Here is a 25,871-nt window from a genome sequence, read left to right as displayed (position 1 = left end):
TGTAGCTCTGAAGGTAATAAAATGAACGAACAACAGTTAGAAAGTATTCAACGTAAAAATGCATGGCTACATGACTTGGTCGAGGTCGAGTTTCCAACTAAGGAAAGCTTAGAAGGACGAGCGACTTACTTTCGTGCTCTTGAGACGCAAGAATACCAAGTTATGGGTAAATCAGAGTTACTCGATAGTGATAACGCGTTAGGCAAAGACGATATTTTCCTTGTTGATTTTCATCGACTTACTGTGATGTTTTCTATTCTTCAGTCACAACGTTGGGCGGATAAGCACGACCAAGAAATGATCATTGAGTACCTGACTCAAATCATTTTGACCCCGGATTTTGAACTGTATGTTGGCTTTAAAGAGGGTGAAGCTGTGGGAGCGGCGATTGTTAGCCAACATGAGGAAAATACCCTTATCTCTGACATCGCTGTTTCTCAAAAGTTAGATAAATCAGACTTTATCGCGGATTTAGCAAAAAAATTGAACGACGATCAAAAGTTGTATGAAACAATAATAGTAGAAAATTGATCAATGTCGTGCTCAGTTAAGAGTTCGACATTTAGTATGTGCAACATCATTTCTTCTCGGCTGGGTATCACATGGTTAAGCGTTTGACGCGTTTATTGGCTCTTTTATTGTGCCTAGGGACGGCTGCAGTCAATGCTGACGAAACTGATTGGGAAATCAAACGAGTACTGGTTTTACATTCTTATGAACCGTCCTATCAATGGACGAGTGATATTCAAAATGGCATCGAAGAAGGTTTCGAACAGACCAACAGCGAAGTTAAACTGTCTATTGAATATCTTGATGCTAAACGTATTCACTCCGATGGCTATTTTCAAAGGATGGCCAACTACCTACAGCTGAAATATCAAGACTACGAATTTGATGGTGTCATTATCTCTGATGACGCTGCCTTGCAGTTCGCCAAGAAATATTTACCTAACGCTGAACGTTCGACGCCTTTAGTGGCGGTCGGTATCAACGATACTTCGGCAAACTTAGATACCTTGAGTTCTGCCGGAAGTGTACTCTATGAGCAAGACCGTGTTGTCGAGAACATTAAGTTAATCAATCAAGTACGCCCACAAATCAAAAACTTGTATTACTTAGCTGATCGAAGCATGACCTCTGAATTAATTCACCAACGTGTTGTTGAAGAAATGCAGAAGTACCCACAGATAAATCTGATTGAGCTGCGTGATGAAACACTCGCTGAAGCTTCAAACATGTTGGCAAAGGTAAGCCCAAATGATGCAGTTTTATTGACGCACTATAATACCGAAGCTGAGCACGGACATTACCACTCATATCAAGAAGTCGCGCATGTTATTGGCTCAAAAAGTGGAGCGCCAGTATTTGTGCTGTGGGAAATGTACTTGGAAGAACCTGGAATATTAGGTGGCTTTGTCAATCGCTCTAAGCAATATGGATATGAAGCCGCAGAATTGATGTCAGGTAAACTTGGTTTGTCGATAACAAAGGTGGATGATGAGCTTATCTCTGAAGCAGTGCTCGATTTCGTTGCTATTCAAAAATACGGCATCAGCCGCTTCGATATACCGAGAACGGCCCACATCATTAACGCGCCACCACCAGCAATTCAAGTCAACGTAAAGCTATTGCTGTTCGCCTGCGCCCTCATTATTTTGTTGTTTATGGTGATTGTCAGTCAGTTTATGACGATACGCCAACGTAAAGAAATTGATCGCAAAAATCGTAAGATAGTGACGTTGCAAAAACGTACCTTAAGCGTTCAAAAAGAAATGATCCACGTGCTTGGTGAAGCGATTGAATCCCGCTCGGGTGAGACCGGGCAGCATGTTAAACGTGTTGCGAGGTTATCCGCGACATTGGCTGAGTTCTGCGGTTTGAGTCATCGTGAAGTCGAGATGATTGAAATTATAAGCCCAATGCACGATGTGGGTAAGATTGCGGTGCCTGAATCTATTTTAGATAAACAGGGCAAATTATCCCCCCAAGAATGGGAGGTGATGAAGCGACATACTGTGAAAGGTTATGAGCTGCTAAATAACCGCGAAGGTGAACTGACTAAACTTGCCGCTATCATCGCCTATGAGCACCATGAACGGTGGGATGGCACTGGCTACCCAAATGGATTGAAAGGTGAGGACATCCATCTATTTGCACGTATCGTTGCTATCGCAGATGTGTTCGATGCATTGCTGAGTGAACGTTGTTACAAGCGCGCTTGGACAATCGATGAGGTGGTAGAGTTATTTAAACGTGAGCAAGGTAAGCATTTTGACCCCGCGTTGTGTCAGTTAGTTCTCGATAATCTTGACGACTTTATAGAGGTTCGTTACTTATTCCCAGATAACGAGGTGTAAGCAAGCCATACCTACCGAGTGAAGTTTCATATTTCTTCAATTTGGATCTTCATTCGGTGATCTTGCTTAGAAAATCGTTAATTCCTCTTTCTCATTTCCACGAAATGCCAACTCAGTCGTTTAAACATTTTTAAACTTATCTATCATGAAGAAACATATTTAGTACCAATAAATAAGTCAATAAGATCAAATAAATTGGTTATTAGTGTTTTTTTATTATTTAGCGTCGGGGGAAGTCATGGCTATTAACAATATTAAGTGTGTTATTTTTGATTGCGATGGCACGCTCGTGGACAGTGAGCGTCTGTGTTGCCAAGCCTTGGTTAATGTTTTTAGCCAGTATGGGACAGAGATGACTTTTGATGAGTGTGTTGAACATTTTAAGGGCGGCAAACTGGCCGATATTCTACGCGATGCTAAGGTTCTGATGAATATTAACGTATCGATTGATGTGCTAGAGCCACAATATCGCGCTGAGTTGCAGAAACTGTTTGTTCGTCACCTACAACCAATGGATGGCGCTAAAAAACTGATTCAGTTTCTCGATGAGCACAATATTGAGTATTGCGTTGCTTCAAATGGCCCGAAAGATAAGATTGAGTACGCCTTAGAGCTCACAGGGTTGTTGGGGGCATTTAAGGGGAAAGTCTTTTCCGCTTTTGATGCAAACAGTTGGAAGCCAGAACCTGATTTGATCATGTACAGCGCAATGAGCATGGGATTTTTACCAAGTGATTGCCTGTACATCGACGACACACCAAAAGGCGTTGAAGCCGGATTGAATGCGGGTATCAAGACCGTTCAGCTGTATAACGGTGCTGCTGTAAATCTCGTCGACGATGAGCGAGTCATTCGTATTCAGCACCTTGATGAACTAAAAGAGCAGCTCTTAGGCTGCTCCGTTTAGTGACATACGTTACTCAAACTGTGGATATGCTTGAATTTAGTTTGTAATAGTGGTGTTTGATGTAAGCATTGGATGGAAGAGAAGTTTTTAGTGTGAAACCCGCAAGAAGCACATGTGAATTTCTCACCATCTGATGAAATCATATATTCATCGCATTGGCAGAGCGGACACTGAAGATCTTCAGCGTTGTGAGCTTTGTTGTAATTATTCATATTATTCACCAGCAGCAAAATTGATTGGCAAGATCTAGAATAGCTGAACGCCTATCCTTTGAACATTCTTTCATCAAATACAGAAGATTATTTCGATTCACTTCAAACTAAATTATATCGGTGCTTTCTTTAAACTCAATTTAATTAAGTTCTCCCACTTTTGATACGAAAAAGAAATGACGAAACTTAGTGGTAATAATGAATAGATAACGTAATAAACAAGAAAAAGGGCTTCCAATTGGAAGCCCTTGTCGTAGGAAGCGGTTTGCTCTAAGCGGTACGATAACGCTTTAGTATTTCACCTAAAGAGTTTGATGCTTTGGTCAGATTGGTGACTCCCGATGTTGATTGCTCGGCGACTTCTCTGATGGTGTTTGATTGGGAGCGGATATCGGCCAGCTCGGAGGCAATGTCATTTGCGACAGCACTTTGCTCTTCCGCTGAAGTCGATATTTGAATACTCATGTCCATTAATGAGCGGGCCGAACTCGCAATTGAAGCTACATCGCCACCTATCTCATCAATCAAATGACTGCTTGTTTGTGCTTGTTGAACGGTACGGTTGGTGATCGAGGCAATGTTTTGGCTTTCCGTTTGTAGTTTTTCAATCATCGATTGAATCTCAACGGTGGCTTGTTGTGTTCGACTTGCAAGCGTACGTACTTCATCGGCTACCACTGCAAAACCACGGCCTTGTTCACCAGCACGAGCAGCTTCAATTGCTGCGTTTAAAGCGAGTAGGTTGGTTTGTTCAGAAATGGCATTGATTGTGGTAATCACTTCGTTAATTTGAGTGGTGTTTTCATTGAGGCTTCCAACTGAAGCAGACGCCTGTTCAATATAGTTTGATAATGTCTCAATTTCAGATATGACACTCTGAACACGGATACGGCTCGTCTCAATTTGTTGTGTATCTTGATCGGACTGCATCATCGCTTGTTGAGAGATATTCGATACTTCTTTTGCGGATGCTGTCATTTCTTCCATTGCCGTCGCAACAGAATCAAGCGTTTGATATTGGTGCGTAATCTGTGTCTCACTCCGACGCATGTCTTTTTCGAAGGCCGTTGAAGTCTCGCTCAATGTGTGTGCGTTGTTTTTTACGTTGTTGACTAGGTCAGTCAACGTATCCATCGATTTATCGAGTGCGCAGCCGATTGTGCCAAACTCGTCTCGGCCAGGATGAAAACCAAGACGTGAAGTTAGATCGCCATCGCCGATTTTCTCAGTCGTCGTATACAGTACCCACAGTGCGCCGCCGATAAAGGTTGCGACCCAATACGAAAACAAACCAAATGGGACAATCCATAACATGCTAAGAAGGAAAGTTGTTAAAGCGTCTGTTTTAGCTTGTTTATATTGGTTAGATAAGTTTTGCGTTAACTGAATCGCTTGTCCGGATTCGAGTTGAGAGTATACCGTTACCGTACCATTATTGAATTTTGGGTTGTTTTGAGCGCTGACGTTTACCAACCCGCCTATATTACGCAAATTTTCGGGTTGGGCTTGCACCACACCAGAAATTGTCGCTTGTGCAGAAGCAATCGAGCGTTGCTCAAATGCCTGTATGTCATTGAAATATCGGCTTCCTGCCACTGAAGTTAGAGCTCCCAGAAACAGGAGGAAAATGGCCCACATTTTGTCGTTGATAGACATTTTAATGAATAGCTTATCTATCGTTCTAAACTCTACTTCTCTCATTTGTTACTCCATTTGAGATGAAAAGGATGGTGTACAAGTTATGCGACTATCGAAACAAAATATGCGATAGGAATCAGCAAAATATGTAACAGTCAGTTGATGTATTTCAAAATATGAGATCTAAATTCACAATAAACGGTTTGTCGTATCTTTTAATGACAGAAATATTGATTAACCATGACAATGAGCCTTTGTGTTTATGGTGTCAGTTGGGCGGAGGGGGTTATAGAAGAGAACAATCGATGCAAACGTTTACTTATGATTCCTGTCATAGCTTTCTAAATCTTTACTTCTCGCTGTCATGAATGTGTCATATAAAGTGTATAAAAAGGAGTTGCTGTCATCGATGAAGAAAAGAAATGACAGTGAAGATTGAAGCGGGTTGCTTCAGGAGATGTAAAACAAAGGAGGTCACAATGAGCGACCAATACCAAAACGACGAATGCCTAGAGTTGCTAGATGCACTTGAAATCGGTATTAACTTGTCGGAATACGTAGGCTCAGAAGACGAAGCCGAATAAGTACAATTAGTACTCTCACCGCGTCACAACAGACGTTATAATAAGTTCATGTAAGACGAGCCAAAAGGCCACTCACAGCGTCTAATGAACTTTCTAGCCCACCTGCATATTGCACAACATTGTAATAGCCATTTAATGGGAAACTTGCTTGGAGATTTCGTAAAGGGAGATCCAAGCAAGCAGTATCAAACTGACATTTCCAATGGCATTAAACTCCATCGCTTTGTTGACCGCATCACAGATCATCACCCCATAGTAGAAGAATGTAAGCCGCACTTTACTGGTGTCGCCCGTCGTTTTGCGCCTATTGCGCTTGATATGTTTTGGGATCATTGTTTGGCCAAACATTGGGACAGTTTTTCTTCTGAATCGTTAGATTCATTTGTCCACAAAGCTTTCAAACAAGTCGATAACCAAATCACAGATTCATTGCCATCAAGGTTTTTACTGATACATAACCGAATGTGGAGTGGTGGGTGGTTACAATCTTATCGCCAATTGGAAAACATAGAGTTTGCGTTACATCGAATGTCTCAACGTACGCCTCGTATGGCGGATCTCACCACAACGTTTGAAGTATTGGATAGAGAGTATTCAACGTTAGAAGCAAAGTTTCCTGCGCTTTATCAAGATGTTCTGAGTGAATCACGAGAATTCTACCAACAACTGATCAATTCATAGATTGGCAGAGTCTAAAGGTAGTCGGACTATCAAGGCTCTGGTAAACTCTGCGCTCCAAAAATTATGAGGTTTATCATGTCCGTTAATTTCGCTGATCTTGGCATTGAACAACATTTGGTGGAGACGTTAACTGGTTTAAATATCGTTACTCCAACACCTGTGCAGGAAAAATCTATCCCGCATGTCTTGGCCGGAAAAGATCTACTTGCTGCAGCTCAAACAGGCACAGGTAAAACCGCCGCATTTGGTTTGCCAATTATCCAAGCCGTGCAGCAAAAGAAACTGAACGGAACACCTCAAGCTCTGATTTTGGTGCCGACGCGTGAACTTGCGCAACAGGTTTTCGATAATCTAACGCAATACGCTACCAACACTGAGCTCCGCATCGTTTGTGTCTATGGTGGCACAAGCATTGGCGTACAAAAGAATAAGCTTGAAGAAGGAGCTGATATTCTTATCGCGACTCCTGGACGCTTACTTGACCACTTGTTTAACGGCAATGTAAACATTTCAAAAACGGGAATACTTGTCCTTGATGAAGCCGACCGTATGCTAGACATGGGCTTCTGGCCAGATCTGCAACGTATTCTTCGTCGCTTACCTGAGAGCAAACAGTTCATGCTATTCTCTGCGACATTTGAAAAACGCATTAAAACCATTGCTTATAAATTGATGGATGAACCCGTTGAAGTCGAAGTGTCTCCACCAAATACGACTGCCGAAACGGTAAAGCAAATGGTGTATCCAGTTGATAAGAAGCGCAAGCGTGAACTATTGGCGTATTTGATTGGATCTCGTAATTGGCAACAAGTGTTGGTATTCACTAAAACCAAACAAGGTAGTGACGAACTGGCGAAAGAGCTTAAGTTGGATGGTATCAAAGCTGTGTCGATTAATGGTGACAAGTCGCAAGGTGCTCGTCAGCGTGCACTTGATGAGTTTAAATCAGGCAAAGTTCGCGCTTTGATTGCAACTGACGTCGCCGCGCGTGGCTTGGATATCCAGCAACTAGAACAAGTAGTGAACTTTGATATGCCTTTCAAAGCTGAAGATTATGTTCACCGAATTGGCCGTACTGGCCGAGCTGGTAAATCTGGTTTAGCTGTGTCTTTGATGAGCCGAGATGAAGAGTATTTGTTACACGCCATTGAGAATTTGCTCGATCAACGTTTACCACAAGAATGGTTAGAAGGTTTCGAGCCGAGTCTAGTTGAAGAAGTGGAACCTGAAAACAATAATGGTGGTGGCCGACGTAAGAGCCGTTCATCAGAAAAACGTAAACTAAAAGCGAAATTAGCGATTCATAAAAATCGTGGTAAAAACCGCCGATAGAAAAGGTGATGGCGTCTATCAGTAACTCTGATTACGCCGTCTTAGCTTCTTGGTAGGCTTCAAGGGGTTGAGGCATCGCCAATAAGTAACCTTGATACATATCGAAACCGAGTTTTTTCATTAAGTTAAGTTGATGCTCGGTTTCAATTCCTTCAATAACGGTTTTTGAACGAATATCTTTTGCGAGATTGAGTGCTTCCATCAAGCAAGAAAAGTCCCCATTTTCATATCTGAGTAAAAGTGACCGGTCAATTTTAATAATATTCGGTTTTACGCATCGAACTCGCTCAATGGTAGAAGCGTCAATTCCGTAATCATCAATCGCCAAAAGATAACCATTGTTGCTCAACTCCTTCGTGGCTTTATATAAGAAAGCTTCATCACTGGCGTCTAATTCCACCAATTCCATGACGATCTGCTCCCGCCTTAAATCAGCTTCAATAATCGCTTGTTTGAGTAGATTGCTGTATGAAACATCTTTTGCCAACATTTCCGCGGCTTTAGGCAGAACATTCAAAAACAGCTTCTTATTACAAAACTTTGATTGACCAAAGTTACTGATGTGAATGAGACGGCTGAGACGTTCAACATTGATTTGGTCTTGGGCGGGGATAGTGTTTGAATGGAAGAACTGATCAGGTCTGATCATTAAGCCTTCTTGGTTACTAATTCTAACCAATGCTTCGAGACCGATGATGGAAAGATCTTGTTTATAGATAGGCTGAAACACACTACGCAACGTGAGTTGATTGTATTGTGCTATGTACTGCCCATCGGGTTGCTTCGATATGCAGCCAAGCAGCTGCGAAATACTCATCATTATTGTTGTAACCTAGACCAATGCTCTTTACTGATGCTTAACTGATTGTTGTGCATCTAGTTTTACTTCAGTAGTTTGAATCTAAGCGGGGGCTTGCTCCAAGGCAAGAGAGTTAGCACTCGATAAACAGAAATATCGACCAGCATCAAACAAATGGATGAACAGGCTGATAATCTACCCGTTGCAATTTGATACTACCACTGTAATACCGCATAAAGTTGGAGGTATTTTCTGACCAATTGTTGTTTGTTTGAACGACGCAAAGGGTGGCCAAATTTAATGTAGCAAGGGCTAATCCCAAACCTACCATCCAAAGAATTGCTCAACTGCGATTCACTCGTAAAGAGCGTGATTCCTTGCTCGGTATATTCATTAATAGGCTCAGGAAGTTCACCCATCCACCAGTGTAAAAGTTCTCGACTGGTTTTACTGCGGCTAATCCAATGGTCACTGACCAAAAACAACAAATCATTGGGTTGTAGCGCATACCCATATTCACTTTGCCATTCGGTAATAGAGGAGAGCAGGTTTTCTCGGCAAGAATTTCCTGCGCTCACCATATGGTGGCTTAGTACCCAAACCGTACCCATTTCAGAAGAAATACGATAATGATGAGGTAAATCTGGTGCATCGAGCACTTCGATTGGTTTAATGACACTGCTATAGCCAAAATGGCGGAAGGTGTGTTCCATACGTCTTGCAAACGCGAGTCCAAGGTGATGTTCACTCATGCCTTGGTTATGCACCGCAGGATAATGCTTCTCACAGAGTTTGAGACAATCGTCCTGAAAATCATTGACACTTTGGATGACTAAGTCGAGTAGCAAAGAATATCCCTTAACGGTTAACAAAATGAACGGCGAAAGGTTAGCATAGTCCTTTTAGGATAGACTAATTTGGAGAGGCAACTTCTTGATCTAAACATCAATTTTGAGAATGGAACAGTATAGGTAGAACATGATCAAACTAGAAAGAGCACAAAAAGAAGCGTTAGCTCGCGCAATTCAAGATTATATGCAGGATGAATTGAGTGTGGAAATCGGCCAATTCGACAGTGAGTTTTTAATTGACTTCGTAACAGAAAAGCTTGCTCCGATTTATTACAACAAAGGAATTGAGGATGCGAAGTCAGTGATTGAAAGACGCATGCTAGAAATGACCGATGAGTTGTATGAAATTGAGCAAGAAGTTGATATCTAAGTGTCAGTTTTTTAAATGATTTGAAGTTCCTTCTAATTTTTCGAACAACTTGTTTAAAAAGGTGTTATTGGTTAGATGTAAAGGATGGTAAATAATCTGTTGCATACAAGGTAAATAAGTTAATGTTGTGTTTCTTGCTCAACATCAACTTAGGAATATATCTAGGACGTGAGATGGATACACTGGTAAAGAATTACAACCTAACTGCACGATTTATGCATTGGCTATCTGCGCTTTGCATCATCGGTTTATTTGCTGTGGGTTTGTGGATGGTCGACCTTAGCTACTACAGCGAATGGTATCGCACTGCACCACATTATCACCGCTCTGTGGGCATTTTATTAGCAACCCTCACTTTGGTACGCATCGTATGGAAGCATGTGACGGCGTCACCAAAAGTGGAAGGGAAACCTTATGAAGTAGTTGCAGCGAAAGCCGCACACGGTGTGATGTATCTATTGCTCATCACCATCTTTATTTCAGGTTACCTCATCTCAACATCTGATGGTCGCGGTATCGAAGTATTTAATTGGTTTACGGTGCCAGGGGCGGGGGAATTGTTTCCCGGTCAGTCGGATATTGCAGGTGAAATTCACTTCTATGCAGCTTGGGCAGTAATCCTAATGGCAGGTTTACACGCAGCTGCTGCACTCAAACATCACTTTATCGATAAAGACAACACATTAAGAAAAATGTTAGGAGCTTCAAAATGAAAAAGTCACTTTTCGCTACAGGATTAGCAATCGCTATGGCACTACCTTTTGGTGCTAACGCTGCAGATTACGTTATCGATACGAAAGGTGCTCACGCATCAGTTAACTTTAAAGTTAGCCACTTAGGTTACAGTTTCATCAAAGGTCGTTTTAATACATTTTCTGGTGACTTTTCTTTTGATGAAAACAACATCGCAGATTCGAAAGTAAATGTAGTGGTTGATACGACAAGCCTTGATTCAAACCATGCAGAGCGCGACAAACACATCCGTAGCGGTGATTTTATTGATGCCGGTAAGTTTGGCGAAGCCACATTTAAGAGCACCAAAGTTGTCGACAAAGGCGACGGTAAGTTAGATGTAATAGGTGACCTAACGCTACATGGTGTTACAAAACCAATTACGATTACTGCTGAATTTGTTGGTGCAGGGAACGACCCATGGGGTGGTGAGCGTGCGGGCTTTATTGGTCAAACTCGTCTAGAACTTGCTGACTTCGAAATCCCAGTAATGGGGTCTTCTAGCTACGTGGATATGGAACTGCACGTGGAAGGTATCAAAAAGTAACCTTCTTGCAGTACAACAGAGTTTCCAAATGATGAAAGCGCTCTTAATTAGAGCGCTTTTTTATTGGTGCCAACCGTATATTGTCAGTATTTATATTGTTTATGCGGTTTCTAGAACGTTATCTTCAACAAGGTTTAAGCGTTCGCCGTAAACTGGGCGCAGAGCTTTAAGCACTTCATTACGTGTTACAACACCAACCATCAACCCATTTTCTAGAACAGGGAGTACCTGAGGTTTGCTTACTTTAATGCTTTTTGCTCGCTCTTCTAGAGAAAGAGACGTTAAGCGTGTAGCCATCCCCATACTTGTTGTCGGGTATAGTTGTTCTTTGTCAATGCAAAGGAATTCAACGACATCAACTAGGCGGTCATTGGCATCAATTGCCACGACATTACGACTCATCAAATCTACGACTTTCTGCTCGTTAGCAGGAATGTAGTCTTGGCACCATAATTCAACCATCACATCATGAGCAGAAAGGAAGCCAACAAGACGGTTTTGAACATCAACAACAGGTGCACTGATTAGATTGTTATCCAATAGGGTATCAAGTGCAGTTGCTACTGGCATTTCTACGCTTAGCGTAACTGGCGTTGGGTTCATGATTTCTTTAACGATAGATGCATTTTTCATAGTGCTTTCCTTAACTGACGTGAGTGTTGTAGTGTTTGTAATTGATGCAACTTTTGCTGCTTTTAATTCTGGGCGACGGTAAATGCACCAGTTAGCTAAGCCAACTAAGACGGCACCACCGACGATGTTGCCAAGTGTCACTGGAATTAAGTTTGCAGTAATAAAGTGACCGACATTTAAATCTGCGTATTGAGAAGCTGGTACGCCGACTGCAGTCCAGAACGATTCCGGTGCGAAGTTTGCGATAACGATCCCCAGCGGTACCATGAACATGTTTGCAACACAGTGCTCGAAACCACTGCTGACGAACATGGCAACTGGCATGATGGTCATTGCGGCTTTAGTCATTGCATTTGCAGAGCTGAATGTCAGCCAAATAGCTAAACAAACAAGTAAGTTACAAAGAATGCCCAGTGCGAATGCTTGTACTAAGGTGTGGTGCAATTTATGTTGTGCGATGTTCAGTGCATTTAAGCCCCACTGACCCGCGTCCATTGTGTACAAGCCTGCCGCACTAACGAGAGCCAGCAAGAACATGGCACCAATAAAGTTACCAACGTAAACTTTGCCCCAAATCGAAAGCATTTTGCCGAATGAAATTTGTCTGTTTGCCCAAGAGATGCTCGAAAGCACAGAACTGGTAAACAACTCACCGCCGCAAATCACGATGAGAATTAAGCCCATACTGAACGCTAAACCACCAGCAAGACGACTAAGACCCCAACCAGCGTCAGCACTGCCTGTTGTTACTGTGATGTAGAACAGGAAAGCCAATCCGATAAATGCGCCTGCCATGATGGCCAAACCCAGTGTCATGCCGCTGGTTTTATTTGCCTTACTTAGCGCAAACTTCTCAGCTTCAGCCATCATTTCTTTTGGAGAAAAGTATTGATGATTTTCAGAGCTGCTCACCGCCATGTTGACTCCTTAGTTTGTGGTTCCATAGAAACTCCTTAGTTAATGAAATCGAGGTATTTAATGCGCTCGAAAATGAAGGTGTTAATTGTGTTTTGTTGCGGTGTTCCCGAACCGCATATCCAGATTAAGCACTCAGGACGTACAGGTAAAATTGATAATATTTAGAATCCTCATCAAATTATTTGATAAGTTTTGTAGGGTAGGTAAAATGAACCTCATTGCGTATTTACGCATGGATTTTGGGGTCGCGAGGGTATGAGGAATACTCGCCAATTAGGGAGACAACTTTGCGCTACTCACTTAAGCAATTAGCGGTTTTTGACGCAGTTGCAGACACCGGCAGTGTAAGCCAGGCCGCAGATAAACTGGCTTTAACACAATCAGCGACAAGTATGTCGCTTGCGCAATTAGAAAAAATGCTTGGCAGGCCTTTGTTTGAAAGGCAAGGCAAGCAAATGGCCCTAACGCATTGGGGGATGTGGTTAAGGCCAAAAGCTAAGCGTTTATTACAAGACGCGCTGCAAATAGAAATGGGATTTTATGAGCAGCATTTGCTGAGTGGGCACATTCGATTAGGTGCCAGTCAAACACCGGCAGAACACTTGGTTCCTGACCTTATCAGTATCATTGATAACGACTTTCCAGAGATGCGAATCTCACTTGGAGTACAAAGTACGCAAGCCGTTATTGATGGAGTGTTGGATTACAAATACGATTTGGGCGTGATTGAAGGGCGTTGTGACGATAACCGTTTGCACCAAGAAATTTGGTGTCGTGATCATCTTACTGTAGTCGCAGCGTCTCACCATCCGTTTGCTCGTAACGATTCGGTTAGTCTTGCTCAGTTAGAACATGCAAAATGGGTTTTACGTGAGCATGGTTCTGGTACTCGCAAGATTTTTGATAGTTCCATTCACCATCTCATTGAAGATCTCGATGTTTGGCGTGAATATGAACACGTCCCAGTGCTACGCAGCTTAGTAGCGAACGGTCAATATCTTACTTGTTTACCTTACCTTGATGTAGAGCGATACATTGAAGCGGGTGAACTGGTGGCACTAAACGTACCTGAACTAAAAATGGATCGAACGTTGTCGTTTATCTGGCGTGCGGATATGGCGGAAAACCCATTGGTTGATTGCATCAAGCGTGAAGGTCTACGAATGATGAAAGGTAAACCTTCGGTGCTTTAAACGATATCTGATATAAATTGACCGAATTTTTCAAAAGGCTCTGCATTAGGCAGGGCCTTTTTTGTGATTTTTGATCAATTCATTATGATTTTGTTATTTTCGAAATCTGTTGATTTATCGGTTGCGTCAAATTTAACGTGTAAAAAATGAAACGATATGAAGTTTAATGTGATCTTAATCACCGAAGTGATAGGGCTATATGCCTAGTATTGACTGCCTGATTTCAATGTATGAAGGCAGTTCTCAAACCAATTCGGTACGAACTAGCAAGCGGGTAAGAATACCATGACAACACTTTTAGCAATCTCTATTACTACTGGCATTCTCTCTGGCGTGTGGGGCTGGATCGCGATCTCCCTAGGCCTGTTATCTTGGGCTGGCTTTCTTGGCTGTACAAGTTACTTTGCATCCCCGACAAGTGGCTTAAAAGGCTTAGGAATTAGCTTAATTACCAACTTGAGTGGTGTTTTTTGGGCAATGGTGATCATCTACGGTTCTACTTACGCTGGGCTAGAGATTCTTGGCTACGTAATTACTGCTGTTGTTGCGTTTTTCATGTGTATTCAAGCCAAGCAAGCTTGGTTAGCGTACATTCCTGGTACTTTCATTGGATCATGCGCGACTTTCGCTGCTGATGGTAACTGGCAACTTGTCGTTCCATCACTGCTCTTAGGTGGTGTGTTTGGTTACCTGATGAAAGCGACGGGACTTTGGTTACATGCGAAATCAGCCGCTACTTCTTCGCTTGCTGAGCAAGTACAGTAGTGAACCCCCGATCTTATTTGTATCCGCTGTGTATTGAGACTTATCCCGCTCAATACAGTTAATCAAAATTATTGATTCTTGATACGAGCACACCAAATTGGTGTGCTTTTTTTATGTTTGTATTTCCGTCCGCTTATCTGCAACACAAGTCATGGGCACGATCAGGTGTTGCCGTTCGCCATCGTTACTACTCGTTTTAGGGTCCAACGAAGCAAGACAGGGATGCATTCGACACCTCGTTCTTCGCAATGGGCAACGATAGCAAGGGCTAAATCTGGCTTCGCTTGTTTCTTCAAAACACGATTAACCACTTTTTTCGCAGGGATCGGGTGGTCATGAGGGATCTTAACAATGTCTTTAAAGAACAATTCGAACCCGTTGTTATACAAGAAGTGTTCAATGTCTCGATCTGGCAATTCGGTTAAGCGATGGCGTTCCTGATCATTATCTAAGTGCGCTCGAACCGTATGTGCGTATTTTTTCCCCGCGGGGTCTCCATCGGTAACAACGTGCCAATCAATCCCAAACTCTTTGGCCACTTTGATGAGTGACTTCAAACCAGACTGTGCAAACTCAACAATTTGAACACCCTCCGCCGCTAAATCATATCCGCATTGGCGGGCGAGTTCGTTAAATAGCCATACTTCAGTTTCTCCCTCAACCAATAACCAACAGCGAGCAAAGAGTGCACCAGCCCGGTGGAAGCGAATGTGGAAGCCAATCCGTCTCAATTGATCGACACTAAATCGGTTAGTATTGAGTGACTTTGCAACGGTCTTGTCTGATAAACGAATTAAACGTCGGATAGAGGCCAATGGAACAGAACCGAGCAAACGGGCACTGTTGGTGGTAAGAATCTTCTGCATTGGTAATAGCTGCAACAAACTCCAAGCACGCGATAAGTGGGTAGGGTGTAAACGACCTTCCGGATCTTCAATGATCAAAATAGGGCGAGCGCAGCGCCTCAAGTCGGTTGGACCTTTTGCTTGCAAATACGCGTTTAGTAAGCCCATTAAAAGCAATCGACTTTGTTTGTTGTTGGTTTCTTTAAGAAACTGCGCAAGGCCTTTTTCAGAGGAGGGGCTCGCATAGAACAATCCGTCGCGTGGCTTTCTTGGGTTGCCTTTTTTAACACTTCGGAAAGCAAAGTAGTGTTCGACCAAAGTTTGCATGGAGCCTAGACTACTTCGTACCTCACCTTTGTTGACGTGGCCGGGCATGGCAACTAAACGACGACAAGTGTTGTTAATCCGTTTTTCAATACGTGCATTTTTGCTGTCTCCATTGGTGGGAGGAGCAGGGAAACGACGTGAGTCGCGTAAACGAATCACTGGATGCAGCGTCATGAGTTCAACCGCGAGCTTTTCTGAATGGTGCAGTTGTTTTGGTTCGCCGTCGCAATCTAGAAAGGCGTACTTTGTCGTCGTGTTATGGCCGTCTCGCGTGGCACTTATACGGTAATAAATGACGTGCTCATTGTCTGCATTGATACACCATGTCGGCTTTATACGACGGTAACGACCAGCATTCACTTCTTGTTTATCTTGCGCCTTAAAACACAGGATAATTTGTAAATGCTGCGATTGCGGATGGGCGATGGCGTAGTCAACGTGGAAATCAGTCATCTCAAACTGATAAAGAGAACCGTCAGCAGGAAGGGCAAGCGAAAGTGCATCAAGTAATGATGATTTGCCCCAAGTATTTTCACCAATCAAGGTGGTGAGTTCGTCAAAAGAGAGTGACAGGCGTTTGATGCCTCTAAACCCAGAGATTTCGATGCGTTCTAGTCTCATCTCACTCCTCCTTGCAATTATTTGAATTATAGAGAGTTCTTTTGCTTCTCCTAAGCATATATGAAATTGGTCTAATCGAGTTAAGCTCAGTTCACAAAATTAAGAGCATTCACCCTAGGAATGCAGACCGTTTAGGCGTAAAGTCGCTTTCATAATTGTACGCAAGATGAATCTTGATCACGTTAAAATGAAATGACAATTTCTCTGTTTCATAAAATTCATGATTCTGTCATGATTCAATTCTAATAATTAAAAGGAATGAAAAGAGAGAAGATGACAATGAATAAAAATCATAAGCCAGTCAGAATCAAACTGGCGCACATCAATGACACACATTCCTACTTTGAACCAACGTCATTACAACTAAAACTCAATATCGATAACGAACGTACACTGGAGCCTTACGTGAGCGCTGGTGGTTTTTCGCGTATTGCAACGCGCGTAGAACAGCTTCGCGATGATGCTCAACGCCAAGGTCAGGGCATGTTGTTCCTTCATGCTGGTGACTGTTTTCAAGGCACGTTGTATTTTTCCCTATTTAAAGGCAAAGCAAACGCTGATCTGTTAAATGCTCTAAACATCGATGCCATGGCTTTAGGCAATCATGAATTAGATATGGGGAATGAGCCAGTCGCGTTGTTTTGTCAACGTACTCACTTTCCACTGCTTGCGGGCAATTGGGATTTGTCGAATGAGTTATCGAGCAAAGATCACCGTATGAGTGATTGTGACAATGTACTGAGCTTCGATACTGCAACTCAAAGTGCGCAATATTTGAACAAGGAATTTGATGGCGAGAGAGTGGCCATTTTCGGTTTGTCTATTGATAAGATGAGCGACATTGCAAACCCAGATGCGGATACACCATTCATATCTGCAATTGAAACCGCAAAGCATACGGTTGAACAGATTAACCAAGCGGGTATCAAAAATATCATTCTTTTAAGCCACTTAGGTTACGAAGGCGATCTTGAATTAGCATCCAAAGTAGAAGGTATTGGCATTATTGTCGGTGGTCACAGTCATAGGTTACAGGGTGACTTTACCGCTATTGGTCTAGGTCAAGACGACCCTTATGGCATTAAAGTTAATGACACTTACGTTGTGCAAGCTGGTTATCATGCGCTGACGATGGGGCATTGTGTGCTTGAGTTTGATGAAAGCGGCAAACCGACCATGCTAAATGGCCAAAATGAGTTGTTGCTTGGACGTCGAATCTTTTGGGACTCAACGTTAAACGAGCAGCTCGATCAAGGTGTGTTTGAGGAAGCGTGTGACTTTATTCATGGTCAGCCAAATGTGGTGGTGTGTAAGAAGCACCCTGAAACACAGGCAATTTTGAGTGATAAATACATTCCGCGAGTGCGCAAGTTGCAAGCACAAGTCATTGCAAACGTAGTGCAGAAAAAGCGTCATGTTCGAGTGCCCGATGAATTCGGTGGTAGCGAGCTCGCGCCATCCGTTGCACACTCCTTTCTTTATAGTTTGAACAAACGTGGTCATCAGGTTCAATTTGCAATTCATAATGCGGGTGGGGTGCGCACTTCTCTCAATCCGGGAAAGATCACCGTGGCAGATGTTGCCGGACGATTGTTGCCATTTGCCGTGCCAATCGGCTGTTATGATGTGCAAGGTAAAGCGATTCGTCTAGCATTGGAAGGCGCAATCAATAATGCACTCAACAATGGCGTTGAAGGCACTGGTTCTGGTAGCTACCCATATACGCATAACTTGAGCTTTGAATACGATGCGGGTGCGGCCAAAGGACAACGCATTAAAAAGTTAGAAATTTTTGATGGGGATCGTTGGTCACTGATTCAAGAAGAAGAGTGGTATCGCGGGGCATCCTCGGCCTACACAATGAAAGGTAAAGAAGGCTATGAAGCCTTGTTAAACATGAAAGGTGAAGGGTTTGTGAGTAACCTTTCTATGGCCGATTGTTTCATTGAATTACTGACCGATGAACCAAACTGTTTGAACGAAAATCACAAAGTTTATTCCCAAAAGAACCAGTAAAGCTTATTGGTATCCTTTTTGCTCTCTTTCTGTTGCACATGCGATTAAGAGGGAAGAGAGTATGTGGAAAAAAGATTGGGCTGATGCAGCGGTCGTCGTTGCGTGGGTCGCGGTTTGGTCAACACTGGTTTATTTTGTACCATTAACTGGTTTGTAAACCCGACAAGTCATCAAAAAGGAGCACAGCCGTGCTCCTTTTTTGTATTTATCATCCAGTTGATAGGTGCTGCTGATAACTGTTCTTCACAAAATACTTTGTTTTTATCGATAAGTAATTTTTGTTGGAGATCGCTGCAGGCAGGGGTATGATGGCGGCGTTTGGGGAGTAGTTAGCGCAAGTTTATTTATCGTCATCTCGTTAAGCATCAGCTTATCCGGTAAATAAAGGTGATACTTGATTCATCAAGTCGTCACTTCAACGAGACCAACGCATTCATTGATTAGCAGACACATGGGTAATGTGACTGCTGGTTTGTATTGTTTGCGGAAGGTCAGCCCGAATAATGTCCTTCCGCTCGGGAGGAAGCATGTCTCTTATCGAAAATACCACCCAATTATCCCAGTCTGTTCCACTGCAAGAATCACTGACAATGTACGGTGTATTCGGCCTATTTACCTTGGTTTTAGTCGCTCTCGATATCTATCAGACTCGTGGCGGCGTGATTACCATGAAAAAAGCGATTGGTTGGAGCGTATTCTGGTTCTTATTAGCGTTTGTCTTTGCAGGTTCTATCTATTTCTTTTGGGATTATTACGCGCCTCATAGCGTTTATACTCACGAAAAGGCGACCATATCATTCTTAACGGGTTATTTGCTTGAGAAATCGTTAAGTGTCGACAACTTGTTTGTTTTTGCGATTATCTTTGCGCAATACAAGGTGCCAGAACATTTACGTCCTCGTGCTTTGCTGTGGGGGGTCATTGGTGCGTTAGTGCTACGTGCAATCATGATTGCTGTTGGTGCGCAGTTGTTGGCTCAATACCACTGGGTGCTTTACCTATTCGCGGCATTCCTAATTTGGACTGGTATCAAGTTAGCGCGAGATAAAGGCGAAGAAGAAGAGGTGAACCCTTATCCTGAGCAATTCATTCGCAAGTTCTTACCAGTGACAGACAAGTATCAAGGCAACCACTTGATCTTAAAACAAGCAGGTAAGTGGGTTGCAACGCCAATGTTGATCGTTGTTGGTGTGATTGCGGTGATGGACGTTATGTTCGCTTTGGATTCTATCCCTGCGATCTTCGCTGTTACACGCGAACCGTTCCTAGTTTTAGCGGCAAACGTATTTGCTCTACTTGGCTTACGTTCATTGTACTTTGTACTTCAAGCGATGTTGGATAAGTTTGTTTACCTAAAACCAGCGTTGTCAGTCATCATGATCTTTATCGGTATCAAGATGCTGCTAGTCGGAACTCAATATGAAATCCCGACGGTTTGGTCATTAACGTTCTTGGTTACGGTCATGACGGCGGCGGTTATTGCGTCTATTTATAAGAACAAATCTAACGATAATTCTAGCGTTAATATTACTAATCAGAACTCTTGATGATTTTGTAAATTCAAAAACACTGGAAAACGATTTCAGTTAAAAAAATGTTGCATTTAAACTTGGATTTACCTACGTAAATCCAAGTTATTCAACTAAAGATTTCAATTTGTGAATAACTATTCATTTTGGTGGCTTTTGTATTCTGGGTGTTTGTAAATACCTTGTTTCATTAGAAAAACTAATTTGAATGAGCAAATTTTGTCATTTTTTGCTCAATGAAAAAATGACTAATATACAACCAACGAAACAAATTACTGCTTTTAAAGAGAGGCAATCATGGCACAAGCAATGCAAATGACAAATGTAGCTTTACCAACCTCTATGGATAAGAAAACCTACTCGGTTAACTTCAAAGGATTGATTGCTCACCTACTAGACATTCTTTTTGTAGACAATTCTGCACCTCGCAGCTACTACGCAGAAGATTTGTCAGCACATATTCAGAAAGATATCGGTATGTATCGTTAATCTGAATATAAAGCGAATTCGAAATGCCGGCTTAATCGCCGGCATTTTTGTATCTGAAATCTACACTTCTAAAACAGTATTGAAAGCTATCTTTAGGTAGCACGGTCATAGTCAGTAGTTACAAGAAGGAACTGTCTATGATTGCTATATCAACTTTGTCTATTCTAGCGAGCCTTTCTGCTTCTCAAATATGGTCTCATGAGGGGCGGCCTGCCCAAGTCATCGAACTGTTTACTTCAGAAGGTTGCTCTAGTTGTCCACCTGCAGACAAATACCTTTCCACGTTCGAATCCAACCCTGATTTGTGGGGAAAGTACATTCCCGTTGCCTACCACGTTGACTATTGGGACTATCTTGGCTGGAAAGACAAATTTGCAAAGCCTGAATTCTCTCAGCTGCAACGTTTGTATCGTGCTTATGGTGCGGTAGGGAGTGTTTATACTCCGGCATTTGTCGTTGATGGTAAAGAATGGCGCGGCTTCTTCAACTGGCGTGAGCGTGTGTTACCAAGCAACCACAACGATAAAGCTCAATCTTTGGTTCTAGAGCGATCTGGCAACCAATTCACCCTGCGATTTGAAGAGGTGGGTATGTATGATGCGACGATTGTGTTTCTCTCAAATAATGAAACCACACCAGTGAAAAGGGGTGAGAATCGAGGTAAAGTCCTTGAGCATAATTTTGTGGTATTAGAGAAACAACAAAGTCGTTCAGAGAATGGACATTGGACGTTTAAGCTCAGTCAACCGTTAGATAATATTGATGCCGTTGCGGCTTGGGTGACTGAGCCTGGTACCTTTAACCGTGTACAGACGGTTGCAGGAGAAATTGATTAGAATGTTTACACTGCGTTTTTCCAATCCACCAACGCTTTGATGTGTTCTGGGCCGATACCGCAGCATCCACCAATGACGGTTGCTCCTTTTACATACCATTCTTTCGCAAATTCGACGTATTCTTTTGGAGTAAGTTCGCGCATGGACTGAAGTGCACTATTCGCTTCATGACCAGATTTAATTGCAGTAAAGTTATTTGCATAAACGCCAATATCAATATTGCTCTTGTGTTTGTTTAAGATAGCGTTGGTGTCGCTGACTGCTTTTGCCATTACCTCTGGTACCGAACAGTTGAAGTATATACCACGTGTATTAACCGAAGCATTGGCCACCACTTGTTCAATGGCTTGCGTTACGGTTTCTCCTGAACGAAGGAGTGCGGTGCTTGACACGTCGTCGTTGAGAGAAAAGGCATAAACGACCGGTTTATTGCTGCTATTAAAGACGTTTTGCAAACAAGTGAGCTCCTCTAGGCTGCAGATCGTTTCCGCAATCCAGATCGCGACATAGTCATCTTGTGCTTTCAGTAACGTTTCGAAGATCTGTTCGCCTTGCTCTTTTTCAAACAGGTCAGGGCGATAGCTACCAAATGCGGGGGGAATACAGCCTGCGACGACAATGTCGTTTGGTGATTGATTTGCGCATTCTTGTGCAATCTGAGCCGCTTGACGAGCAAGCTCACTACCACGTTGTTCGTAGAGTGTTTCACCAAGATGAAACGGTACACAAGCATAACTGTTGGCGATAATGATCTCCGCCCCAGCATTGATAAAGCTTTGATGCGCCTGATAGACGTACTCGGGAGATTCAATCAGAGCTTGAGCACTCCATTGTGGCTGCGAGAAAGGTGCCCCAATGCGTTTGAGCTCACGGCCCATACCTCCATCAAGAATGGTTAACTTCTTCATACAACAATCCATCTTAATTTGTTCCTTCTCGAACCATAATCGAAAATGCTTGAGAGCGAAAGCGAGGAATGACAGCGATAAAATAGATAAGTAGAAGAAAGCGGAAGTTAGAAACGAAAACGGGGTCCCAATTGGAACCCCGTTAAACTTCGAAAGTAATATCGAGATTACTTCTTACGGCAGTACTCAGCGATCACGTACATTGACTGACCGCCGTTTGCCTTACCTGAAACAAGTTTAGGATCATCACCAAGGCTGATACCACGAATAACAGTACCTTGTTTGATTACTTGGTTTGTACCTTTAACTGGTAGGTCTTTGATTACTGTTACGTCGTCACCTTTTTTAAGTTCAGTGCCGTTGCAGTCAACGGTTTTGTCGTCAGCAGACATACCTTTCATTGCCCAGTTCATTTGCTCTTCTTCCATGTACATCATGTCAAGAGCATCTTGAGCCCAGCTTTCAGAGTTTAGGCGAGTAAGTTGGCGCCATGCAGTGACTTGTACCGCAGGTACTTGGCTCCACATGCTGTCGTTTAGGCAGCGCCAGTGGTTAATGTCTTTAGGATCTTCGATCTCACCATGACACTTATCACAAACCATGATAGCAGTATCAACAGTCACGTTACCGTGTGGTGGAACAGCAAATGCTGTTAGTTGAGATTCAGAAGAACACAGTTCACATTTTGACTCGCAGCGAGCAAGCAAAGTAGCTTCGATAGACATAAGGACTCACCTTAGTAATGTTTTTTTGGTGGCGGTATTATCCACTTTATCCTGAGAAATAAAAGGGTGTTAGAGAATTAAAGGCGAGATTTTACAATATTCCAACCTGAAAGGAGTGAAGATGTAAAATATTCGCTAACCAAATAATAGTGAGAATATAAATAAGGGTGTTGATTGTTTTGAATGATGAATTAGTTGCATTGATAAAGGCTATTAGTTTCAAGTTGAGTTATTCAGAGTGAATGAGAAGTGCCCTCTGTTTTCCAGAGGGCACGGTGTTTTATCGTTCAATGATCTGTACAACTTGGTCTTTAGAAATGCTCATTTCTTTTCCATCTACGTCCTCATATTCGTACATAACAGTATCTTCATTGAGATCAGGCTTGCCGTAAGAGGTAATGATTTTCCCTTCATTCGTTGACATAAGATATTGGCTGCTACCGCAAGCGGCAAGAAGTAGTGCAGTGGCAATCACGGTCAATACGCGCATAGAGTTTTCCTTTTTAAACAAGTGAGTTAGACAAAGACATCGACTTAACTATAGCAGAGGAAATATGAGTGGGTTTGAATAGCACTGAAACGAAAAAGCCCAGTCGAAACTGGGCTTTGGTATTGCTAAAGATACTTACTTAAGTACAGAGGTATTGGTGACACCAGTTAACATATCATCCATTAGGAAGTCAGCATTTTCCATCTGCATTTCTACATGATGGTCTAAGTCAGCCAGTGTTCCGCCTGGGGATGCAAACGTACTGTGTGTTGCTGTCGCATTAAATTGAACAAAGCTAGCAGAAGGAGATACCGCAGTATTTGCACTGTTCACAGTTGTTAGCCCAAGTTTAGCCGCAAGAGGTTCAGTACCCGCGAATGGTGCGTTTGCAACATTGTTTGGTACGGTATCGTCACCATCTACCTCTGTCATGAAGAATGGTGTTGATAGTGAGCCACTTGAGACAAGATCACTTGCATTGGTAAATGGATCAACTGTATCCAGCGTAGTTTGTGCCGCATAGATAAAGCTAGAGAAACCAGCATTAAGTGCCGCTAGTTGTGCGTCGCTTGCTACTTGTTCAAATGCCTCGTAACACGCTTTGTCAGACAAGTCTGCACATGATGCATCTGCATAGCTCGCGTAATCTGTTGAAGCTGCGTACGCTAGGTTATGCTTGATCTGTGGACCAAAGTTAGACGAACCAAGCAGTAGGTTACCAATTTGGCCACCTGCGTTTTGAATTGATGCGCCGCTGAATGTGTACAACGCGTCTGCCGTTGGGCTACCCAATGTGTTGTTCGCCGCTGCTACTGCAGAAGTACCGACGATACCACCCAATGAGTGACCAAGCATCTTCACTTTTGAACCCGTCATCGGGTTAAAGCCTTGAAGCGGGCTGCTTGCCAGAAGGCCAGCTTGCGCTGAAACAACTAAGCTTGCACGTAAACCCAGCACATCGAGCACGCTTTGGCGAAGGTTATCACGCGCCACTGCTAGGTTAGAAAGGTTCAGGTAAGCCAGTACATCTGCGTTGGCAGAGCGTTGGTCATCTAAACTACGACTACCATGGATTGGTAGATCGATTGCAATAACAGCAACACCTGCTTTAACCATATTAAAAGCAAAAGAGTACGCATTTTCTTTAGCTGATGTAATACCGTGTTGGTAAATCACGACATCTGTAGGTGTGCCAGTTTGCGGTGTAAACAACAAGAACTCTACGTCTTCGAGTGATTTAACCACTGGTACAGGTGAATAACGAGTGATAATACGGTCGCTATCCAATTGTGTTCCGTCCGTTAGATACAGAGTCGAACCAACAAGCTTTAACTGCTCTGTCGGGTCCGTAGCTAACTTAGTGACATCTACAGGATCATCGGCAAATACACCTGTAGAAAGCTGTTGAACCATGTTCGCTTGTTCGCCTTCATCCGCTAGTGCAGCACTGACTTTAGCAAGGCTAGGCATTGCAGAAACCATTGGTTGCATGTTCCAGTCAGCGCCTTTCTCTAGATAATGAGGCAGTTTTGCAACACCTTGTGTCACATTGACCGCCACGTTAGCGCCAGCATATAAACCTTTGATTGCTGTTTTAGCTGCATCCAGGTCACTAACGTACTTGTTAAAGTCTTCATCAGCGTCAAGTGCTGTAACAAAGTCTTGTGTCGTCCCCATTGTCAGAGTGTATGCGGTAGAAAGGTCAATGGCACCTTCATTTGCGTCGTTTTTGTACACAGTATTTAACGTATTAGCACCAGTAGCAAAACCGGTTGCCGTGACGCCTTTCACAGCAGCAAGCGTATCGCCTACAGATTGTGTGCTAAACCATGATGAGTAAACAATATCAGCAGGGTTGACACTTGCGAGTCCGAAAATACCCTCTACTGCTGTCGTTGCTGCCTGTACTGAAGCTAAGTCACCAGTCTCATAAACGATCTCTTTCGTTTTACCTGTCGCATAGCTTCCTGACGTACCAATTGGATTTCCGTTTACGTCTTGAATCGCTTGAGTTACCGCGAAGATGTATTCGCCAGATTCGTCCAAAGAGTTCATAAACTGAATGTACAGAGAATTGCCGCTCGCTTGTACAACGTAGTCAGCACCCAGCGTAAGTACTTTTTCGATTGGGTTTGAAGCACCATCCCAATCGGTAAGACGTTGGTTTATCTTAATAACGCTGATACCAGAAGTAACAAGGCCGTCAGCAAAACCATCGCCTTTGAAGTTAAGAACGATTGGCATAGACGTTGACCAACCATCCATTGTGTTCATGGCAGCTAGGGGATTGGTTAATGCATCGTCCCCGCCTGTTGGAAGGCCAAGCGTTCCGTCTGTGCTATCCATCAATAAGTAAGATGGCGCAGGAACGTCTGCATCTGCACCTTGCAATGTAAAGCTAATCGATGTGTTGCGGTCAAGTAGCGCTTGTACTTCGGGCTCAAATGTCGGTGTATCTGATGTACCAGAGCTCGATGTATTGTCACCACAACCTGCAAGTAGGATTGCAGAACAAAGCAGTGATAGTTTAAACGTATGTTTCATTGGTTTACTCCGTTAATCCTAA

The 25,871-nt window shown here is 43.0% G+C and carries 23 protein-coding genes; 14 read left to right on the top strand and 9 right to left on the bottom strand.

The genetic code is table 11. The annotated features are described in order from the left end of the window. The first annotated feature begins 21 nt into the window (after positions 1 to 21). The 3 genes from C1S73_RS23870 to C1S73_RS23860 all read left to right on the top strand — a co-directional run bounded on the left by C1S73_RS23870 (position 22) and on the right by C1S73_RS23860 (position 3,264). Positions 22 to 531 carry a hypothetical protein gene (locus tag C1S73_RS23870; protein WP_038870806.1) on the top strand — a complete coding sequence of 170 codons (510 nt, stop codon included), beginning with the start codon at positions 22 to 24 and terminating at the stop codon, positions 529 to 531. A 71-nt stretch (positions 532 to 602) separates the two neighbouring features. Continuing rightward, entirely contained in the window at positions 603 to 2,357 is a 1,755-nt protein-coding gene (locus C1S73_RS23865; protein ID WP_038870804.1) for an HD domain-containing phosphohydrolase, read from the top strand. 238 nt (positions 2,358 to 2,595) lie between these two features. Beyond that, on the top strand, positions 2,596 to 3,264 hold the full coding sequence (locus C1S73_RS23860; protein ID WP_038870802.1) for an HAD-IA family hydrolase: 669 nt from the start codon (positions 2,596 to 2,598) through the stop codon (positions 3,262 to 3,264). Positions 3,265 to 3,746: 482 nt separating this feature from the next. On the opposite strand, the gene C1S73_RS23850 is transcribed toward C1S73_RS23860, so the two are convergent. Continuing rightward, the gene (locus C1S73_RS23850) at positions 3,747 to 5,177 is read right to left on the bottom strand and encodes a methyl-accepting chemotaxis protein (protein ID WP_038870800.1); all 1,431 of its coding nucleotides are present in this window, start codon (positions 5,175 to 5,177) and stop codon (positions 3,747 to 3,749) included. 605 nt (positions 5,178 to 5,782) lie between these two features. Here C1S73_RS23850 and C1S73_RS23840 point away from each other — a divergent pair. Both C1S73_RS23840 and C1S73_RS23835 read left to right on the top strand, forming a co-directional pair. Continuing rightward, positions 5,783 to 6,379 carry an acyl carrier protein phosphodiesterase gene (locus tag C1S73_RS23840; protein WP_038870798.1) on the top strand — a complete coding sequence of 199 codons (597 nt, stop codon included), beginning with the start codon at positions 5,783 to 5,785 and terminating at the stop codon, positions 6,377 to 6,379. A 75-nt stretch (positions 6,380 to 6,454) separates the two neighbouring features. After that, a complete protein-coding gene (locus C1S73_RS23835; protein ID WP_038870796.1) occupies positions 6,455 to 7,711 on the top strand; it encodes a DEAD/DEAH box helicase in 1,257 nt (418 codons plus the stop codon). 31 nt (positions 7,712 to 7,742) lie between these two features. Here the strand turns inward: C1S73_RS23835 and C1S73_RS23830 are convergent, their stop codons facing one another. Next, on the bottom strand, positions 7,743 to 8,531 hold the full coding sequence (locus C1S73_RS23830; protein WP_038870795.1) for an EAL domain-containing protein: 789 nt from the start codon (positions 8,529 to 8,531) through the stop codon (positions 7,743 to 7,745). A 194-nt stretch (positions 8,532 to 8,725) separates the two neighbouring features. Next, positions 8,726 to 9,358: a hypothetical protein gene (locus C1S73_RS23825; protein ID WP_038870794.1), complete on the bottom strand. Its 633-nt coding sequence runs from the start codon at positions 9,356 to 9,358 to the stop codon at positions 8,726 to 8,728. Positions 9,359 to 9,488: 130 nt separating this feature from the next. Here C1S73_RS23825 and C1S73_RS23820 point away from each other — a divergent pair, with 130 nt between their 5' ends. The 3 genes from C1S73_RS23820 to C1S73_RS23810 all read left to right on the top strand — a co-directional run bounded on the left by C1S73_RS23820 (position 9,489) and on the right by C1S73_RS23810 (position 11,010). After that, a complete protein-coding gene (locus tag C1S73_RS23820; protein ID WP_038870792.1) occupies positions 9,489 to 9,731 on the top strand; it encodes a DUF2164 domain-containing protein in 243 nt (80 codons plus the stop codon). 173 nt (positions 9,732 to 9,904) lie between these two features. Then, complete coding sequence (locus tag C1S73_RS23815; protein ID WP_038870791.1) at positions 9,905 to 10,444, top strand: cytochrome b; 540 nt, start codon at positions 9,905 to 9,907, stop codon at positions 10,442 to 10,444. Continuing rightward, positions 10,441 to 11,010, top strand: a complete 570-nt coding sequence (locus tag C1S73_RS23810; RefSeq protein WP_038870789.1) for a YceI family protein — start codon at positions 10,441 to 10,443, stop codon at positions 11,008 to 11,010. The genes C1S73_RS23815 and C1S73_RS23810 overlap by 4 nt, the downstream gene beginning before the upstream one ends. A 99-nt stretch (positions 11,011 to 11,109) precedes the next feature. On the opposite strand, the gene focA is transcribed toward C1S73_RS23810, so the two are convergent. Beyond that, the gene (gene focA, locus C1S73_RS23805; protein ID WP_038870786.1) at positions 11,110 to 12,561 is read right to left on the bottom strand and encodes a formate transporter FocA; all 1,452 of its coding nucleotides are present in this window, start codon (positions 12,559 to 12,561) and stop codon (positions 11,110 to 11,112) included. 287 nt (positions 12,562 to 12,848) lie between these two features. Between focA and C1S73_RS23795 the strand changes: the two genes are divergently transcribed. Together C1S73_RS23795 and C1S73_RS23790 are read left to right on the top strand one after the other, a co-directional pair. Further along, positions 12,849 to 13,754: a LysR substrate-binding domain-containing protein gene (locus C1S73_RS23795; RefSeq protein ID WP_038870783.1), complete on the top strand. Its 906-nt coding sequence runs from the start codon at positions 12,849 to 12,851 to the stop codon at positions 13,752 to 13,754. A 285-nt stretch (positions 13,755 to 14,039) separates the two neighbouring features. After that, positions 14,040 to 14,519 (top strand): DUF1097 domain-containing protein, encoded by a 480-nt coding sequence (locus tag C1S73_RS23790; RefSeq protein ID WP_038870781.1) that lies wholly within the window; start codon positions 14,040 to 14,042, stop codon positions 14,517 to 14,519. A 161-nt stretch (positions 14,520 to 14,680) separates the two neighbouring features. On the opposite strand, the gene C1S73_RS23785 is transcribed toward C1S73_RS23790, so the two are convergent. Continuing rightward, complete coding sequence (locus C1S73_RS23785; protein WP_038870778.1) at positions 14,681 to 16,312, bottom strand: ATP-dependent endonuclease; 1,632 nt, start codon at positions 16,310 to 16,312, stop codon at positions 14,681 to 14,683. Positions 16,313 to 16,585: 273 nt separating this feature from the next. On the opposite strand from C1S73_RS23785, the gene C1S73_RS23780 reads away from it, so the two are divergent. The 4 genes from C1S73_RS23780 to C1S73_RS23765 all read left to right on the top strand — a co-directional run bounded on the left by C1S73_RS23780 (position 16,586) and on the right by C1S73_RS23765 (position 21,182). After that, the gene (locus tag C1S73_RS23780; protein ID WP_038870776.1) at positions 16,586 to 18,328 is read left to right on the top strand and encodes a bifunctional metallophosphatase/5'-nucleotidase; all 1,743 of its coding nucleotides are present in this window, start codon (positions 16,586 to 16,588) and stop codon (positions 18,326 to 18,328) included. Between the two features lie 527 nt (positions 18,329 to 18,855). Next, complete coding sequence (locus tag C1S73_RS23775) at positions 18,856 to 19,875, top strand: TerC family protein (RefSeq protein ID WP_038870773.1); 1,020 nt, start codon at positions 18,856 to 18,858, stop codon at positions 19,873 to 19,875. A gap of 279 nt (positions 19,876 to 20,154) precedes the next feature. Next, positions 20,155 to 20,346 (top strand): hypothetical protein, encoded by a 192-nt coding sequence (locus tag C1S73_RS23770; protein WP_005424996.1) that lies wholly within the window; start codon positions 20,155 to 20,157, stop codon positions 20,344 to 20,346. A gap of 137 nt (positions 20,347 to 20,483) precedes the next feature. After that, a complete protein-coding gene (locus tag C1S73_RS23765) occupies positions 20,484 to 21,182 on the top strand; it encodes a DUF1223 domain-containing protein (protein WP_038870771.1) in 699 nt (232 codons plus the stop codon). Between the two features lie 5 nt (positions 21,183 to 21,187). Here the strand turns inward: C1S73_RS23765 and C1S73_RS23760 are convergent, their stop codons facing one another. From C1S73_RS23760 to C1S73_RS23745, 4 genes are all read right to left on the bottom strand, one after another. Further along, on the bottom strand, positions 21,188 to 22,090 hold the full coding sequence (locus C1S73_RS23760; RefSeq protein ID WP_038870912.1) for a homocysteine S-methyltransferase family protein: 903 nt from the start codon (positions 22,088 to 22,090) through the stop codon (positions 21,188 to 21,190). A 167-nt stretch (positions 22,091 to 22,257) separates the two neighbouring features. After that, positions 22,258 to 22,815, bottom strand: coding sequence for a PhnA domain-containing protein (locus tag C1S73_RS23755; protein ID WP_038870769.1), 558 nt, complete (start codon positions 22,813 to 22,815; stop codon positions 22,258 to 22,260). A 280-nt stretch (positions 22,816 to 23,095) separates the two neighbouring features. Further along, positions 23,096 to 23,305, bottom strand: a complete 210-nt coding sequence (locus tag C1S73_RS23750) for a YgdI/YgdR family lipoprotein (RefSeq protein WP_038870768.1) — start codon at positions 23,303 to 23,305, stop codon at positions 23,096 to 23,098. A 135-nt stretch (positions 23,306 to 23,440) separates the two neighbouring features. Continuing rightward, the gene (locus tag C1S73_RS23745; RefSeq protein ID WP_038870767.1) at positions 23,441 to 25,849 is read right to left on the bottom strand and encodes a VolA/Pla-1 family phospholipase; all 2,409 of its coding nucleotides are present in this window, start codon (positions 25,847 to 25,849) and stop codon (positions 23,441 to 23,443) included. Between the last annotated feature and the right edge of the window lie 22 nt (positions 25,850 to 25,871).

It is taken from the genome of Vibrio jasicida 090810c (genome assembly GCF_002887615.1).
Lineage (GTDB): Bacteria > Pseudomonadota > Gammaproteobacteria > Enterobacterales > Vibrionaceae > Vibrio > Vibrio jasicida.
Note: the sequence above shows the minus strand (reverse complement) of the source record. Positions and strands in the feature narration are given on the sequence as shown.

What these genes read in the sequence shown, in the direction of transcription:
- C1S73_RS23780 (WP_038870776.1), top strand. Translation starts at nt 16,586, where the DNA reads ATGACAATGAATAAAAATCATAAGCCAGTCAGAATCAAACTGGCGCAC.
- C1S73_RS23810 (WP_038870789.1), top strand. Translation starts at nt 10,441, where the DNA reads ATGAAAAAGTCACTTTTCGCTACAGGATTAGCAATCGCTATGGCACTA.
- C1S73_RS23765 (WP_038870771.1), top strand. Translation starts at nt 20,484, where the DNA reads ATGATTGCTATATCAACTTTGTCTATTCTAGCGAGCCTTTCTGCTTCT.
- C1S73_RS23840 (WP_038870798.1), top strand. Translation starts at nt 5,783, where the DNA reads ATGAACTTTCTAGCCCACCTGCATATTGCACAACATTGTAATAGCCAT.
- C1S73_RS23850 (WP_038870800.1), bottom strand. Translation starts at nt 5,177, where the DNA reads ATGAGAGAAGTAGAGTTTAGAACGATAGATAAGCTATTCATTAAAATG.
- C1S73_RS23820 (WP_038870792.1), top strand. Translation starts at nt 9,489, where the DNA reads ATGATCAAACTAGAAAGAGCACAAAAAGAAGCGTTAGCTCGCGCAATT.
- C1S73_RS23790 (WP_038870781.1), top strand. Translation starts at nt 14,040, where the DNA reads ATGACAACACTTTTAGCAATCTCTATTACTACTGGCATTCTCTCTGGC.
- C1S73_RS23755 (WP_038870769.1), bottom strand. Translation starts at nt 22,815, where the DNA reads ATGTCTATCGAAGCTACTTTGCTTGCTCGCTGCGAGTCAAAATGTGAA.
- C1S73_RS23830 (WP_038870795.1), bottom strand. Translation starts at nt 8,531, where the DNA reads ATGATGAGTATTTCGCAGCTGCTTGGCTGCATATCGAAGCAACCCGAT.
- C1S73_RS23865 (WP_038870804.1), top strand. Translation starts at nt 603, where the DNA reads ATGGTTAAGCGTTTGACGCGTTTATTGGCTCTTTTATTGTGCCTAGGG.
- C1S73_RS23835 (WP_038870796.1), top strand. Translation starts at nt 6,455, where the DNA reads ATGTCCGTTAATTTCGCTGATCTTGGCATTGAACAACATTTGGTGGAG.
- C1S73_RS23860 (WP_038870802.1), top strand. Translation starts at nt 2,596, where the DNA reads ATGGCTATTAACAATATTAAGTGTGTTATTTTTGATTGCGATGGCACG.
- focA (WP_038870786.1), bottom strand. Translation starts at nt 12,561, where the DNA reads ATGGCGGTGAGCAGCTCTGAAAATCATCAATACTTTTCTCCAAAAGAA.
- C1S73_RS23745 (WP_038870767.1), bottom strand. Translation starts at nt 25,849, where the DNA reads ATGAAACATACGTTTAAACTATCACTGCTTTGTTCTGCAATCCTACTT.
- C1S73_RS23750 (WP_038870768.1), bottom strand. Translation starts at nt 23,305, where the DNA reads ATGCGCGTATTGACCGTGATTGCCACTGCACTACTTCTTGCCGCTTGC.
- C1S73_RS23815 (WP_038870791.1), top strand. Translation starts at nt 9,905, where the DNA reads ATGGATACACTGGTAAAGAATTACAACCTAACTGCACGATTTATGCAT.
- C1S73_RS23870 (WP_038870806.1), top strand. Translation starts at nt 22, where the DNA reads ATGAACGAACAACAGTTAGAAAGTATTCAACGTAAAAATGCATGGCTA.
- C1S73_RS23760 (WP_038870912.1), bottom strand. Translation starts at nt 22,090, where the DNA reads ATGAAGAAGTTAACCATTCTTGATGGAGGTATGGGCCGTGAGCTCAAA.
- C1S73_RS23785 (WP_038870778.1), bottom strand. Translation starts at nt 16,312, where the DNA reads ATGAGACTAGAACGCATCGAAATCTCTGGGTTTAGAGGCATCAAACGC.
- C1S73_RS23770 (WP_005424996.1), top strand. Translation starts at nt 20,155, where the DNA reads ATGGCACAAGCAATGCAAATGACAAATGTAGCTTTACCAACCTCTATG.
- C1S73_RS23775 (WP_038870773.1), top strand. Translation starts at nt 18,856, where the DNA reads ATGTCTCTTATCGAAAATACCACCCAATTATCCCAGTCTGTTCCACTG.